11 protein-coding genes are annotated in these 15,706 nt (G+C 33.6%); 8 read left to right on the forward strand and 3 right to left on the reverse strand.

Annotated features, from left to right (window positions below; all coding sequences use genetic code 11):
- Positions 1–66 precede the first annotated feature (66 nt).
- From ABD816_RS18960 to ABD816_RS18990, 7 genes are all read left to right on the forward strand, one after another.
- Positions 67–951, forward strand: coding sequence for a hypothetical protein (locus ABD816_RS18960; protein WP_344930076.1), 885 nt, complete (start codon positions 67–69; stop codon positions 949–951).
- A 98-nt stretch (positions 952–1,049) separates the two neighbouring features.
- On the forward strand, positions 1,050–1,556 hold the full coding sequence (locus ABD816_RS18965) for a hypothetical protein (protein WP_344930077.1): 507 nt from the start codon (positions 1,050–1,052) through the stop codon (positions 1,554–1,556).
- Positions 1,553–2,359: a tetratricopeptide repeat protein gene (locus tag ABD816_RS18970; RefSeq protein WP_344930079.1), complete on the forward strand. Its 807-nt coding sequence runs from the start codon at positions 1,553–1,555 to the stop codon at positions 2,357–2,359. Before ABD816_RS18965 ends, ABD816_RS18970 begins: the two co-directional genes overlap by 4 nt.
- 378 nt (positions 2,360–2,737) lie before the next feature.
- Complete coding sequence (locus tag ABD816_RS18975) at positions 2,738–4,204, forward strand: DUF1800 domain-containing protein (protein ID WP_344930080.1); 1,467 nt, start codon at positions 2,738–2,740, stop codon at positions 4,202–4,204.
- 7 nt (positions 4,205–4,211) lie between these two features.
- The gene (locus ABD816_RS18980; protein WP_344930082.1) at positions 4,212–5,861 is read left to right on the forward strand and encodes a DUF1501 domain-containing protein; all 1,650 of its coding nucleotides are present in this window, start codon (positions 4,212–4,214) and stop codon (positions 5,859–5,861) included.
- A 357-nt stretch (positions 5,862–6,218) separates the two neighbouring features.
- Positions 6,219–7,910 carry a lysine--tRNA ligase gene (gene lysS / locus ABD816_RS18985; RefSeq protein ID WP_344930084.1) on the forward strand — a complete coding sequence of 564 codons (1,692 nt, stop codon included), beginning with the start codon at positions 6,219–6,221 and terminating at the stop codon, positions 7,908–7,910.
- An 83-nt stretch (positions 7,911–7,993) separates the two neighbouring features.
- Positions 7,994–9,586: a hypothetical protein gene (locus ABD816_RS18990; RefSeq protein ID WP_344930086.1), complete on the forward strand. Its 1,593-nt coding sequence runs from the start codon at positions 7,994–7,996 to the stop codon at positions 9,584–9,586.
- Positions 9,587–9,701: 115 nt separating this feature from the next.
- Here ABD816_RS18990 and ABD816_RS18995 read toward each other — a convergent pair whose 3' ends face one another.
- Entirely contained in the window at positions 9,702–10,697 is a 996-nt protein-coding gene (locus ABD816_RS18995) for a PorP/SprF family type IX secretion system membrane protein (protein WP_344930088.1), read from the reverse strand.
- 40 nt (positions 10,698–10,737) lie between these two features.
- The gene (locus tag ABD816_RS19000) at positions 10,738–13,974 is read right to left on the reverse strand and encodes a T9SS type B sorting domain-containing protein (RefSeq protein WP_344930090.1); all 3,237 of its coding nucleotides are present in this window, start codon (positions 13,972–13,974) and stop codon (positions 10,738–10,740) included.
- A gap of 517 nt (positions 13,975–14,491) precedes the next feature.
- On the opposite strand from ABD816_RS19000, the gene ABD816_RS19005 reads away from it, so the two are divergent.
- Positions 14,492–15,127, forward strand: coding sequence for an SPOR domain-containing protein (locus tag ABD816_RS19005; RefSeq protein ID WP_344930092.1), 636 nt, complete (start codon positions 14,492–14,494; stop codon positions 15,125–15,127).
- Positions 15,128–15,280: 153 nt separating this feature from the next.
- Here ABD816_RS19005 and ABD816_RS19010 read toward each other — a convergent pair whose 3' ends face one another.
- Positions 15,281–15,634 (reverse strand): DUF6515 family protein, encoded by a 354-nt coding sequence (locus ABD816_RS19010; RefSeq protein ID WP_344930094.1) that lies wholly within the window; start codon positions 15,632–15,634, stop codon positions 15,281–15,283.
- Between the last annotated feature and the right edge of the window lie 72 nt (positions 15,635–15,706).

Raw genomic sequence — 15,706 nt, forward strand, 5'->3', positions numbered from 1 at the left:
AACACTACTCTTTCTGGTCTCTTATAATATAAAGGTCTTCAAATCTCTACACATTAAAACACATTTATGAAAACAATTATCCTTAGTATCAGTTATTTTTTTCTATCCCTTACCACATTGTGCGCGCAATCATTCAATCATGAAATTATTAATGAAAATAAAGACACCCTACTTCTAGGTAAAATCAATAAACAAAAATTAGCAACTCTTCCTTACTCATCCTGGTTTATGAGCGGCTATGAAAACTATATCCCCAAACAAAAAAGTATAGATTCTATAAAACATACTTTAGACCAATATACAATTACTCTTTTTTTAGGTACTTGGTGTGGTGATAGTAAACGAGAGGTACCACGTTTCTACAAAATATTAGAAGAAAGTGAATTTTCATTAGATCGATTAACAACAATCGCAGTAGATAGAAAAAGAAAATCATACAAACAAAGTCCTGGTGGAGAACATGAAGGTCTTACTATACACAGGGTGCCTACTATTATTTTTTATAAAAATGGAAAAGAAATAAATCGCATCACAGAATCACCGGTAATCACCTTAGAAGATGATATTATTGCTATTCTTAATCAAGAGTATACTTCAAAATATCAATCCGTAACAATAGTAGATTCCCTATTGACTACTAAAGGATTAAAATATTTTTCTGAAAAAAGAGATAAGATAGCAAAACAACTTAGTACTGAGAGCTTCTCTGAACTTAACACTTATGGTAATGTTCTGTTTTTTGCTGATAGAAAAGAAGAAGCCATTGAAATATGTCATCTAAACACCATATTATATCCTAAAGAGGCCAACACATATATAAGCTTGGCTAATAAATACGTTGCTACTCATACTATAGAGAAGGCAATCACATATTATAAAAAATCTCTGGAATTTTCGGATAATGAGAACGTATCTAAAAAAATAAAAGAATTAGAAGATTCACTTAATTAAGCTATCTAATCCATTATCTTTTTACAGATTCTGGATTTTATTATCTATTGCAATACTTACAACTAAAAAGCACAACTCATAAAAATTAGTGGGATATAATGAAAAGAACAACGTATATGCGCTCTCTTTTAATAGTAACAATTTTCCTGATAAGCTGTAATAGAAGTATAGTTAAGCAACCGCATTATGAAAATCAAATTGGTGATACGCCGTTTAATGCATACTTAGATACTGATGATTTTAAATTCTGTGACCCTACTAATGTTTTACACAAACGCTCTTTGGTAACTTACAAAGGTGGCACTAGAGCTTTTGAGCAGCAACTTATCAAAAACTACAATTATAAGCTCAGTTATGAGCCTTATAGTGGCTATTTTATTATTCGCTTTGCTGTTAATTGTAGTGATCAGGCAGGAAGGTATCGCATGGAAACACTTGACGTTAATTTTAATCCATCAAAACATCCTACAGAATTTCAGGAACATATTCTTTCCACCGTAAAAGAATTGAAGGGTTGGAGGCATGCTTTTTATCAAGGCAAAGATTATGATTGCTATAAATTTATTACCATAAAAATCATAAACGGTCAAATTCAAAAAACATGAAAGTCACTTTAATTATCTCATTACTTTTATACAACATTTTATGCTACGGTCAGGACAACTGTTTTATTTATCCGGAAGGAAGTGGCAATAGAAAAGCCTGTGAGCTTTCTTATAAAGCAATAGAACTCTCGCAAGGTAGCAAAGAATCGCAATTAATTTTTGATGCTGCCATTGCTATTGGTCCAGAATATGCGTGGACCTATTATGAAAAATCTGTACCCTATTTTAAAAGAGGTTTTTTAACACAAGGGCTTCACATATTAAATAAGGCTGTAAAACTAAAGCCTTTGGACTACTTATGTTATAGAGCGTACTGGTATTGGCAATATCAAAATTATAATCTATGTATACAAGACCTGGAAACCTATTATTCACTACCTAAAAGTTATCAGCAATTTACACCTGGGGGAGAGAAAGATATGAGACTAATTCTAGGATTGGCTTATGCAAAAAACAACAAGTATGCAAAAGCAATCAAAACAATCGAAGATTGCATCAATAGCTATGAATCAGAAGACGATATTGGGTTAGCAGATTATCATTCTCTTGGCATTCTATATTTAAAGAATAAACAATATGATAACGCTATTAACACTTTAACAAAACAATTAGCCATATACGACATGATACCCGATAGTTACTTTTTTCTTGGATTAGCATATAAAGGTGTATCTGATTTTAAGCAGGCTCAGGTCCAATTTAACCAAGCTCTTATAATGTTTAAGGATGATCAGCGTTATCCGAATCCAAATGCAGGGTTTCGAATCTATGCATCAGATGTTGAAAAAGAAATCGATAAATGATTAAACTCCACCTAAGGGTACGAAGTGTCAAAAACAAGACTGCTTCACTACAAGCATTAGGAAATCAGACTCACTTATCCTGATTTTAGGCACTACACCCGAGGCAGAGCCTTAGGAAATTCTATGAACTAAATGTGTCAAATTATGGATCATAAGACTACCCCTATTCATAAATTATAACATCTTCTGGGTAGTAAAAAAGAAAAACGATCCTTATAGAGATCAAGAAATAAGAACTATTACATAGTAAAAACTATAGAACCCTCACAAAACAACGAATCCTAGTTGAACTACGTCAAATTCTAGAAGACCAGTCTCTTAACCTTTTTTATTTGGTATTTTGGAAGCTTTATTTTATAATCCCAAAACACATAGCGTATGACCTGCAATTTTTCTGGACTGGCACCCTATATACCAACGACAGAAAAGCCCTGGAATGCCATGAGAGCCAAACACTTTTATCGTAGATTTGGTTTTGGAGGCACACCTGATATGATTAAAAATGCACTAACGCAAAATCCTTCTGATCTAGTTGATGACCTTATAGGTCAGGCAAGCGTCTTACCCACCACACCAGATCCCGGATGGGGCTATTTAGACAAGGAAGAAGGAATACAGTATGTAGGTGAAGATGCGTATTGGCATCATCTAAGAGCTCAATTTTTACATATGATATTTGATGATCTTAGAAAGGATCAGATCAGAGGTCGGATGACTATGTTTATGCATGGTTTATTTGTATCGAGAAGAGAAAACAATATCCCTTATATGTATCAATCTTATCTTACGAAACAGAAATATGCGGTTGGTAATTTTAAAGATTTCATACACGATATGGGATTAGATGCTTGTATGATTCGATATTTAAATAATTATGATAATAAAGCAGGAAAACCTAATGAAAATTATGCGCGAGAATTATATGAACTATTCACTCTTGGCGTAGATAACGGATATACAGAAAATGATATCAAAGAGACTGCAAGAGCATTCACAGGATATAATACAGAAAAGACGTCTTGGGGTGTTATTGAATTTAATAAAAATGACACATTTGATGATGGAGAGAAAACAATTTTTGGGCAAACGGGAAACTGGGGATATAGCGATGTTATAAATATATTATTTGATCAAAAACCAACAGAAATTGCCACTTATATTTGTACCAAATTATATGAATATTTTGTTTCCTATACTAAAAATGAAGATATAATCGCTGGATTAGCTCAGACATTTCTTGAAAATAATTACGAATTAGCTCCCGTATTAAGTCAATTATTTAAAAGTGAACACTTTTTTGACGAAGCATGCATTGGAGTTTTAGTCAAATCACCTTTAGATTTAGTAATCTTACATGATCATGAAGTAAGTTATCAAACACAAGATATTGATGGTCTTAATAGTATGTATAGCTTATACCCTTTTAGCGCATTATACAATTTAGAAATGGATTTATTACGCCCTCCTAATGTATCAGGTTGGATAGAACATAAAGCCTGGATTAATTCTGTATCAGTATCCGAAAGAATTTCAAGGATGCAGAACTATTCGAGACAGCATAATAATCTTACAGATAGTGCAAAAACATATATAAATTTTGCAAAAGACTTATTCGATATTGATGAAAATGTAGAAGTTGTAGCGAGAGGAATTGTTGATTTTTGTTTGAGTAAAGAGATCATATATGAACCCGAATACCAGGAAGCTATTTCTGTTTTTAAAGAAGGGGTACCCGATAACTATTTTAACGATGGAATTTGGAATTTAAATTACCCAAACCTATCTGGTCAGGTAAAAAATTTAATAGACTATATTTTTACCATCCCAGAATTTCAATTAAAATAAAATCATCATGAAAAAAAACACCTGTAATCATAAAGATCATACCCTATGGAGCAGACGTTCCTTTTTACAAGGCTTAGGTTTATCCGGGATTAGTTCTATGTTATTTGCAAATTCGACTATTTCATTTGCTACTAATAATCAACTCACCTCAGCTATCGAAAATGCGGATAGTGAGAATATTTTATTAATTATCAAACTTTTTGGTGGTAATGACGGTCTTAATATGATTGTACCCGTCAATCAATATGATGCTTACGCCAATAACAGACCTACTATAAAAATACCTAAAAACAACTTACTTAACCTTACTGATGAGTATGCTATTCCTGACTTTATGAGTAGTCTGGATCCCATGTGGAAAGAAGGTAAAATGAAAGTTGTTCACAGTGTTGGTTATGACAACCAATCAAAATCTCATTTTAAAGGATCTGATCTATGGGCCTCTGCAGAAATTGATTCAAATATTCAGGAAACAGGTTGGCTAGGTCGATATTATGACAATATTTATACTGACTACGTCCTTAACCCTCCAGAATCTCCAGTAGCTATTCAGATAGGAAGTACACGTAATATTACTTTTGATGGAGAAGAACATAAGTATAGTTATGCCGTTGCTAATATCTCCAGTTTACAAAATATCGCACAGACAGGTAAAGTTTACCAATCAGATAATATCCCTGATTGCGAATATGGTGACAATGTTTCATTTTTAAGAAACACATACAATAGTTCGTATAATTATGCTGGCAAAATACATGATGCCTATAATCGGTCTTCTGATTATACAGGAGGTGTAGGAGGATATCCTGCCAGTACTCCAGCCTATGGAAAACTGGGAGAAAGTTTAAATATAATCGCTCGTTTAATTAAAGGTAATTTAGGCACCAAGATATATATGGTCACATTAAGTGGATTTGATACTCACGCGACACAATTTGACACCCATCAGGGCTTATTAACTAATATATCAGAAACTATTTCTTATTTTCATGAAGATTTAACGGATGCTGGCTATGGAGATAAAATTTTAACCATGGCACAATCTGAATTTGGAAGGCGTGTAGCAGAAAATGGATCTAAAGGAACTGATCACGGTGCCGCTGGTCCGATACTGTTTTTTGGAGAAAGCTTGCAAGGCAGTGGTTTTGTGGGTGAACACGCTGATTTAAATGATTTGGTCGCAGGAAATCTTAAACATCATACTGATTTCAGACAAGTATATTCGAGTATTCTAAAAAACTGGATGTGTGTAGATGCTTCTGTAGTCAATGCCACAGTCCTGGGCAGTGAATATGAAGATTTAAATTTAGGGTTTGCTTGTGAGACTGAAACGGAGACAGAGGTACCTCCCGTTCCTCCGATTCCTCCAAATGAAGGTGAGGGTGTTCCAGATAGTGTTGTAACCTTTGAAACTTATGTTTCATTTGAAGGAGATGATACAATCATAACATTACAATCCAATACCACGCAACATATCACTGTAACCCTTTATGACATAAAAGGACAACGCTTAGGAGTTATAGAAAACAGTATATTATACGCAGGGGTTAAGAAAATAAACGTGAAACAAAAAAACCCAAGTTTAGCCGCTGGTCTATATATTTTTAAAGCACAGAGTAATTATGACGCCGTGAGTAAAAAGATTTTAATTCAATAGTTCTGTATGAATTACATTTAACGAACCATCTCGACCCAAGAGTATGAGGTGTCAACAACAAGACCGCTTCGCTACAAGAATCAGGAAACAAAACTATTATATCCTGATTTCTGATTCTATTAGTTACACTCGAGATAGAGCATCTAGGATTTCTATTGATTAAAAAGGTATTTGTTTTATATCTGCTAAATTGTGAAATTAGAATTATCATTTCAAAAATATAATTCGATACTTATTCAAAACTTTAGACCATACATCTGTTTTTTCTTACAAACCTAGCTTCGATTGAAAAACAACTCCACAAATTGAAAGATACTTACAGACTTCGTATCTTTGCACGCTTAAAACGGCAGCATTATGCAATTATCAGAACAAGAATTGGTACGAAGAGAAAAATTAAAATCGCTTCGTGATTTAGGTATCAATCCATATCCAGCAGCATTATTTCCTGTGGACCACACATCAACAGATATAAAACAGCAGTATACAGAAGGAAAAAAGGTAGTGCTGGCAGGAAGATTAATGTCCAGAAGGATTCAGGGTAAAGCTTCTTTTGCAGAGCTACAAGATGCTAATGGTCGTATACAGGTTTATTTTAACAGAGATGAAATCTGTACGGGAGATGATAAAACACAGTATAATGAAGTGTATAAAAAGCTACTGGACATAGGAGATTTTATAGGTATAGAAGGTGAGTTATTTACTACTCAGGTAGGAGAGAAAACAGTAATGGTCAAAAAATTTACTTTATTAAGTAAAACATTAAAACCACTACCTCAACCCAGAACTGATGCAGACGGAAAAGTGTATGACGCGTTTACGGACCCAGAATTACGATACCGTCAGCGATATGTGGATCTAGTAGTAAACCCGTTTGTTAAAGAAGTTTTTGTGAAAAGAACAAAACTTTTTAATGCCATGCGCGAGTTTTTTAATTCTAAAGGATATTTTGAAGTAGAAACTCCTATTCTTCAGCCAATTCCCGGAGGTGCGTCTGCACGACCTTTTATAACACATCACAATTCATTGGATATACCTTTATATATGCGTATTGCAAATGAGTTATATCTAAAAAGGTTAATCGTTGGTGGTTTTGATGGCGTATATGAGTTTTCCAAAAATTTCAGGAATGAAGGAATGGACCGGACACATAATCCAGAATTTACAGCCATGGAAATTTATGTCGCTTATAAAGATTATAACTGGATGATGGAATTTACCGAAAATTTGGTAGAACATTGTGCTATAGCAGTAAATGATACTACAGATGCTACCTTTGGAGAACATCATATCAATTTTAAAGCTCCTTATGCCCGTGTAACAATGACTGATTCTATTAAACACTTTACAGGTTTTGATATTACAAACAAGTCTGAGGATGAGATTAGAGAAGCCGCAAGAGGTATGGGCATTGAGGTTGATGCTACCATGGGAAAAGGAAAACTAATTGATGAAATCTTTGGTGAAAAATGTGAAGGAAACTATATTCAGCCTACTTTTATTACTGATTACCCTAAAGAGATGAGTCCTTTATGCAAGGAGCATAGAGATAATCCTGAGCTTACAGAGCGTTTTGAACTGATGGTCTGCGGTAAAGAGATTGCGAATGCATATTCTGAGCTCAACGATCCTATTGATCAGCGTGAGCGTTTTGAAGAACAACTGAAACTTGGTAAAAAAGGAGATGATGAGGCTATGTTTATTGATCAGGATTTTATCAGAGCATTAGAATATGGTATGCCTCCTACCTCTGGAATGGGAATTGGAATGGATCGTCTTATTATGTACCTTACTAATAATCAATCGATACAAGAAGTATTATTCTTCCCTCAGATGAGACCAGAAAAAAAGGCTGTTGAACTTAATGATAATGAAAAAGTGATTTTTGACATTATTAAGAAAGAAAATAGTATGGTATTGTCTGATCTTAAAACCGCATCAGGGTTAAGTAATAAAGCCTGGGACAAAGGGATGAAAGGGTTGTCTAAATTGGGACTTACCAAAGTCACTAAAACAGCAAACGAATTGATTGTAGAAGTTACAGAATAACTTACAATAAATATTACTACAATAATTAAAATAAACGGTGTGCTTTAGGTAAACCGTTTTTTTTATTTTTTAATATATATATCATGAAATCAAAATACATATCAGTATTCTTCTTTTTCTCTTTCGTATTAGTGTTTGCTCAGAAAAATAAACTTGTAGAAGAATACTTAAGTGTTTACTATATCAAATTACCAACGAATCCCATTCTTGATGAAAACAAAAGAACATACGCTACAAACAATGAATCTATAAAAGTTAATGGTTTTTCTAAAACAACCTCAAATGGATCTTTAACTTTTGATTTCATTTTTAATGAACCTTATACTCCGGAAAGCAGCGAAATTTATATACAGAAAGATGGTAAAATAGAGATAATAGATGCCTATGGAATGGTAAAACTAGTAGATGCCTACTGGTATGGTGTGGATTATACTTCATCTGCCTCTATAGTAATTCAAGATACGCGTATTGCAGAGACGACTAAAAATAATTATACAGAAGAAAGCACTTATGAAAGCCCCCTTTTTGATAACAGTAATAAAGCGCTAAATCATTACATCAGTAATCGAAATAGTATACAAGAACGTTATCGCACTCAACATTATCAAACCATAACCAGTACCATTAATAAAACGATCAGTAGTACCTATGGTTATGCACCTTATACTACTAAGTTTGAAATTTTTCTTCGCCCTGCCTCTAAAAGAAATCCTGAATACAAAAATTTTGAAGTAATAATGCCTAAGTTAAAAAGAACATTGGCAAAGATGAAATATAGCATGAATAGAACCAAGGAAGATGCGCAGGAAATTATTACGTATTTTGATAAGACAGCCGCTAGCTATCCAGATGATCAAATGAAGCCTATGAGATATGCCTGTTATTTTAACAATGCAAAAATTTATTACTTCCTTGATATGCCAGAAAAAACCCAAGAATATGCCAAAAAGCTAATCGACAATGGATATAATATAGAGGATGGACAAAAACTTGACAGTATTTCACGGGTTTTACTTAACGATTTTGAGGTTAATAAAACAAGATCCAGACACCCCAAGATACCTATAGAAAGTACTCATAGAGTTAGTAACAGACGAGCCTTATATCAGCCGCCTATCAAAACAAGAAAAGCATATATAATCTCACAAGAAGATGATACCATTGCAGTAGAGATTAACCAAAAAGAAATTATTCGAATTGGGAAAACATTAAAAATCGTAAAATATGATGAAAATGGAAAACCTTTTGGGTCTAAAGTTATAGAAGCTTCAGAATGTAAAAAAGTTATCATAGAAAATGGAGCACACTTCAAAAATGTAAAATTTAAAGACTTAAAAAATAAATACACCTCTGTAGATGGATCATTAGATATAGGAGCTATTGCAACAACCCGATCTCAGCCAAAACTTTGTAAAATACTTTTTGAATCGAATGTTATAGGTTTATATCTTTATGAAAATGATCAACACATTATAATACCAGCTGGAAAAGAGAAAGGAAAATCTACACAATCTATGGATTATATTCTGGGATTTAAAGCAAAGCTTAAAACGTTAGCCGAAGCTTATCCGCAAGTGAAAGAAAATGTTAAAAATGACAGCTACCATAATACAGAAGAAGGCCTGTTAAACTTTTGTAAAGACCTCACTACTGCGTATGAGGCAAAAAATGAATAATAACCGAGTTGTATTCAATATTATTCATTTTCTCAATTGTAAATCCACTCATCTATAAAAAGTATATAACACTGATTAATTAGTTTGATCAACAAATGTTATTGGATATATTTAGTTATTCTACCCATGGACAATAGCACTCATATTTCTTTTCTCTACATCCAAAATCAATTCCTAATGTTATCTGATGAAAACCACCATTGTTAAAAGTCACAGGGTTTGATTGATATGAATAAGTATAAGCCACCATATATTTTCCAAAATTAACTCCCATAAAAGGTGTAATATAATTCAGATTCTGACTTTTTGACTCTGTACCATCCACAAATTCAATCGCATCCAGACTTGTTCTATATGATACTCCTCCCCATAATTTTCCAAACTTCATAGTACCATAAGCTTTTAAATTGAAATCCACATTAGATTGCTTAATCCCTTCTCTGTATGAGTACAAAATTGATGGTTCAAAAGACCAGGTTTTTCCTGGTCTGGCAATTACATAACCTAGAGAAACCAGTAGATTTCTAAGATTTGTACTTGCTTGTAAATCACTATTAACTCCTGAGTTATCAAGTAAATTCTTTAAAGTAACATGGGTATAAAAATTATACAAATTATAAGAAAGACCTATATCCATATTAAATTCACTGGAACTTACAGCTCTGGAAGAGATCAAAGCATCTCCATTTGCTACAAAAGTACTTTGGTCTAAGCGATATTGAATCACACCTGCACTCAGTCCAAAAGACAATTGATTTAAATCAGATTCACTTCTGGAAAACATAAGATGATGCGCATACGTAGCGTAACCTCCTGTTTGCGAATAATAACCATTTTTATCATTATATAGAATTGCTCCAATTCCGGATTGATCTCCTACTCTCGTATTATATGCTGCTGTAAAAAGACCCGGAGCATCTTCCTGACCTACCCAATTCCTGCGACCTGTAATTCTTATTTGAGAGCAATTAGAAGCTCCTGCCATTGATGGATGTAATAAATAATAATTATCTGTTAGATAATCTGAATATACAGGCAAGCCTTCTTGTGCCATTGTCATTTTAGTGAATATGACCACAAACACAATAATAAAGGCGTTTTTAAAATTCATAAGTTTTAATTTTTTTTGTTGAATAAGATATCGTGATATATTATCGTACAAGACTAAAATGACCTCTATATGCCTCAGAGCCATCTTCTAGTGTAGCAGCAAACCAATAATCAGATGATGGTAGGTCTCTCCCATTATAAGTACCATCCCACCCCTTGCCGTCTGGTGATAATTGCGCAAGAAGTTTTCCATATTTATCAAATAAAAATATAGACATATCTGGTAACTCCTCATCAGCAATAACATTCCAGAAATCATTAGCACCATCATTGTTTGGAGTAAAGAATTTAGGAAAACCAATGACAAATATTTCTTTTGATATAGAACTACACCCATATATATCAGATACAGTAACTGTATGTAGACCCAGCGAAACATCTGCAAAAACATTATTTTCCTGAAAAACACCTCCATCTAAGCTATATTCATATGCTCCAGAACCATCTACAGTAGCTATAATATTATTATTTTCTGCAAATGTCCCATTAGATAAGGCTAACGTTAATTCTTGCGTTTCTAGAGCAGGTATCAAATTGACCATAACTTCTGCTATACCAGCCGGACAACTTCCTAAGGCAGGTAAGGTATAGGTATACAAACCTTCTAGGTGTAAAGAAGGATCAAAGGTTCCTAAAGAACCATTAGTTAATCCACTTGGTCCGGTCCATACGCCTTGTGTATTATTTACTAGACTAAATTGATCAAATAAATTAATAGTGATTACATCGCCCTCACAGATATCCATAGTTAGCAGAGGCTCTGTAATTTGTAGATATTCTTCCCTAAAATCAACATCCACACCGGGATTTTGGTTATCCGGTAAATCCGTGGGTAGTTCTCCTCCGTCAATAGGATTTGTTTTAGCAGTAGTCATAGTAAGTGTAATACGATCGAATACCTCATCTAATCCATCATTATCTGTATCCATTGCTGTAATTACTTCTATATCTGCTATACCATCCTGATTAATATCATAAGCTTCTATAGTATCACTGAAACAGTCATTATCTGAGTTATTGTCTATATAATCAGGGCTACCATCTGCATCAGTATCTACAGGTTCGATAGCAGAAGCTCCCTGATATATATCGTCTACACCATTCATATCAGAATCAACACCACTTGGAGGGATATATCCATTTGTAGATTGACCTTCTATAATATCCTGAATTCCATCAGCATCAGCATCAATATCTATATAATCAGGCAATAAATCAGCATCTGTATCAATCACATCAAACCCTCCACCCGCAGCTATTGGAATTCCGTCTACAGAGACAGCACCATCTACTATTCCATCATTATCAAGATCCAGATCGCTATGACCTACCTCTACTACATCATAGATACCATCGTTATCACTATCTAAATCAAAACAGTCTAAAATACCATCCTGATCAGAATCTCTCGCTGTTGCCAGAGGACACTCTATACTATCTAAAATACCATCATCATCACTATCCAAATCCTGAGCAGCATCACAGGCATCCGAAGTACCATTTGTATTCTGATCCGGTCCTGACTCTATATAGTCATCTACCATATTCATATCACTATCTGCAGGTGGTGTATAAGGTGCAGTGATTACTAATCCATTTTGATTAACAATCGTTGAGAAATCAATTGGATCCTCGCCATAAACACCTGTATCCCCTCCATCCGCATCTGTTGCAAAATAAGCCTCATTAGCATCACTACATAAATCATTATCACTATCCAGATTTAAATAATCAGGTATGCCGGTAGTTGTTGTTAAAGGTGTTAACCCACCAGCTGCTGCACGTGGTACCCCATTAGCATCTACATCTCTAACTAAAGCTCCATCAACCATACCATCTCCATCCACATCCAGATGACCATATCCTGCTTCTACAATATCATAAATACCATCGTTATCGCTATCCAGATCCAGATAGTTAGGCACTAAATCTTTATCAAAATCACATTCTAAAGGTGCAAATCGAATATTATCAATTCCGATATCATTTCCCGTATTGGTGGCTCCACCTACCTGTTGATTAGTAATTCTTAAAGTTAATAACGTATTTGCAGTTACCGTTAATGGTAGTTCTAGTCTTCTCCATATATCATCATTAGCAACACCAATGATATCAGATGTGGTCTCGAAGATAGGAGGTGATCCTAATGGAGCATTCTGATCAATGATCTGTAAATCTAATTTTGGAGCAAACTCACAAAAACCGGCTCCAACCCCTGGTCTATCGCATAAACCTGCAATATCAATCCTAAAATTATACGGTATATTACCAACAATAGGAATATCAGTAAGTTCATATAATACTTCATCAATAAAATTATCTTTAATATTGACGGCCAGATATCTTCCTTCATTAGTACCTGCTCCATCAATATGTGGTGTTGGATTAATATCGGTAGCCATAAACCAAATATCAAAACTATCAGAATTAAAAATTGTTAATGAGTTCGCTACTGTATATTGTCCGTCATCAGGCCAGGAAGTGATAAAATTATGCCCTATAATATTCTCATCTGCAATAAAAGTATTCCCTGTTCCAAAATGTATGTCCTTGACCGGTCTTGATTCTGTTAAATCACTGGGTGCACAACTGTCATTTTCATCACTATCTAAAATCCCATCATTGTCATCATCCAGATCTCTGTCATTATCAACCCCATCGTTATCAAAATCATTATCAAAGCATTCTTTTACCTCGATAATTGCTTCTCCATCATTACAAGGAGCATTTCCTGTCACAAGATATTTATATTCACCTACAGCATCTGTCCCTACTACAAAAGTACCAAGATGACCATTTGCTAATGGAGGAGACCAAGTTCCTGTATCATCAATATCGACTCCTTTCAGCGAATCAAATAAATTAATTGTACCAGTTTTATTACATAATAAAAGATCAGATGAAAAACCAGGATTAGGAGAGTTTTCGACGACTATTTCAATGGTTTGTACTAAAGTAGCATCTCCTCCAAACACTTCAACCTGAATCATAGATGTTTGAGTAAGCGCATATTCGTCTATTAAGATGACATAAGTACCTTCATCACCAACAGCACTTTTTATAAATTGACTATTGGTGGTATTCGTCCAATTATATGTGTATGTTCTTCCGGATTGAGGATTCATTACTTCTGCCTGAATTTGAATCGGACTCCCTGAGCAAAGCGCAGGAATTGCACCGTCCTTAATTGTTAATTGAACAGATTGCGAAAATAAACTCTGACAAAAAAATAGCAAAAAGAAAAATGACGTAGGTAAAAGAGTGTTTTTTGAGTTCATGGTTAGTTGGTTAAGCCCTTAAAGGACATCTTACACATTGGGGGGAGGAAAGAGGTAAGATATCTTTTTACAAATGATAAAAAACATACAACGTTTGGTTGACCAATTTTATTTTTGCTTATATTAACTATTCGTTAGAATACTAAAATAATCGTTAACAGTATTTTCACTAAATAAAAACATTGTTTATCAAAATTTTATAATCTCGTCATATGAAAACCACAGTATCTTTCTTCAACTTTTCATTATAGAAACCAATACATAAATTTTCATTTTTCTTACATTGTAAGAAAAAGCTTTCCTATTGAATACTAAACAAAAAATTCTAAGCTATTTTTTAAACTAATTATACCGCAATTGTAAATACGTTAATCGTATATATAGATTCTAAAGTATTTACTATCCTTACAGATACTGTTCAATTCATTAGTATATTAAGGGAATTATGATTAATACTCCGTAACTTCTTTAAGGTTAATCTGTAATTCTTTTTGAGAAAAACAATAATCCCTTATATTTGAATGCATTAAAACTAAACGCCATGCCACATATTAGTGACGAAGAACTGTTAGATTATAAAGTTCAAATTGAAGACGCAAAAGAAGAAAAGCGAGTAACCGACTATGCTCACACCAAAAAAATCAGAGACGAAAAGGAAAATACAAAGAAATTTAAAATCGCCACCATTATCCTTGGGATCATTGCATTAATAGGAATTGCAGGAACTATTTACTTTATGAATTTTTATGTGTCTGACAATTTGATTGAAATTAGCAAAGCCAATGCTCAGAAAAAAGTTTTACAAGATAAAATCAACACATTAGAGGAAGATCTTAAAACTATGGCCATGAATCAGGAGATTAATGAATCGGCTGCACTCGCTGAGCAAAACAGAGCATCTTTATCTGATGAGATTATTTATGCGGTACAGGTTGGAGCTTTTCAGAAAAAAGATTTATCCATGTATTCTGATAAATTTGTCAATTTTAAAGAAATTAAAGATGGGAATTTTAACAAATATGCCTTAGGTAATTTTGCATCCCTATCAGAAGCAAAAGAATTTCGTAAAGAGCTTGTTCGATTAGGTTTTAGAAATGCATTTATCGCTTCTTATCAAAACGGCGAACGCTTAAAAATTGAAGAGGCCTGGTAAGGAGGTAAAGGCAACAAAAAAGCAAACTAACTCCTTACCTAAAAAGATAATTAGTAAGCTTAAGCAACATTCTAAAGATTAAAAACAAAAAACTCCCTATTGCGCTTTGGCATTAGGGAGTTTCAATTAACTAACTACTAATCTAACGAAAAATTATCTATTCACAATAACATAACTTCTTCCGGATCTCTTATAATATACACCCTTGTATTTATATAATTGTACTCCTCTAACTTTTACTACTTTATAGCCTCTTGGCAACGTATTTATCCTTACCCCAACCGGAGCAGCAATACTTACATATCTATTATTTCTCAAAACATACCAGACTCCATTATTTCTGTAATATCTTTTATTTTTATAAACTACAAGTTTTGGTTTATTAATATTTCTGATCTCCAAAGAGTTCTCCATATCCGGAGTAACTGTTGCCGCTGTTGTTGTATGTATTGTCATAAAAGTGAAAATAGATGCCAACACGAATACTGTTTTAAATATTGTTTTCATAATCTTACTTTTTAATGTTTACACTACTATGACAGTAATTATATCAAAAGGTTTAATTATTAATTTTTATTT

Origin of the sequence: Aquimarina addita (genome assembly GCF_039539305.1) — a bacterium.
Lineage (GTDB): Bacteria > Bacteroidota > Bacteroidia > Flavobacteriales > Flavobacteriaceae > Aquimarina > Aquimarina addita.

Coding starts and splice junctions, on each gene's coding strand:
- ABD816_RS18960 (WP_344930076.1), top strand. CDS start 67: ATGAAAACAATTATCCTTAGTATCAGTTATTTTTTTCTATCCCTTACC.
- ABD816_RS18965 (WP_344930077.1), top strand. CDS start 1,050: ATGAAAAGAACAACGTATATGCGCTCTCTTTTAATAGTAACAATTTTC.
- ABD816_RS18970 (WP_344930079.1), top strand. CDS start 1,553: ATGAAAGTCACTTTAATTATCTCATTACTTTTATACAACATTTTATGC.
- ABD816_RS18975 (WP_344930080.1), top strand. CDS start 2,738: ATGACCTGCAATTTTTCTGGACTGGCACCCTATATACCAACGACAGAA.
- ABD816_RS18980 (WP_344930082.1), top strand. CDS start 4,212: ATGAAAAAAAACACCTGTAATCATAAAGATCATACCCTATGGAGCAGA.
- lysS (WP_344930084.1), top strand. CDS start 6,219: ATGCAATTATCAGAACAAGAATTGGTACGAAGAGAAAAATTAAAATCG.
- ABD816_RS18990 (WP_344930086.1), top strand. CDS start 7,994: ATGAAATCAAAATACATATCAGTATTCTTCTTTTTCTCTTTCGTATTA.
- ABD816_RS18995 (WP_344930088.1), bottom strand. CDS start 10,697: ATGAATTTTAAAAACGCCTTTATTATTGTGTTTGTGGTCATATTCACT.
- ABD816_RS19000 (WP_344930090.1), bottom strand. CDS start 13,974: ATGAACTCAAAAAACACTCTTTTACCTACGTCATTTTTCTTTTTGCTA.
- ABD816_RS19010 (WP_344930094.1), bottom strand. CDS start 15,634: ATGAAAACAATATTTAAAACAGTATTCGTGTTGGCATCTATTTTCACT.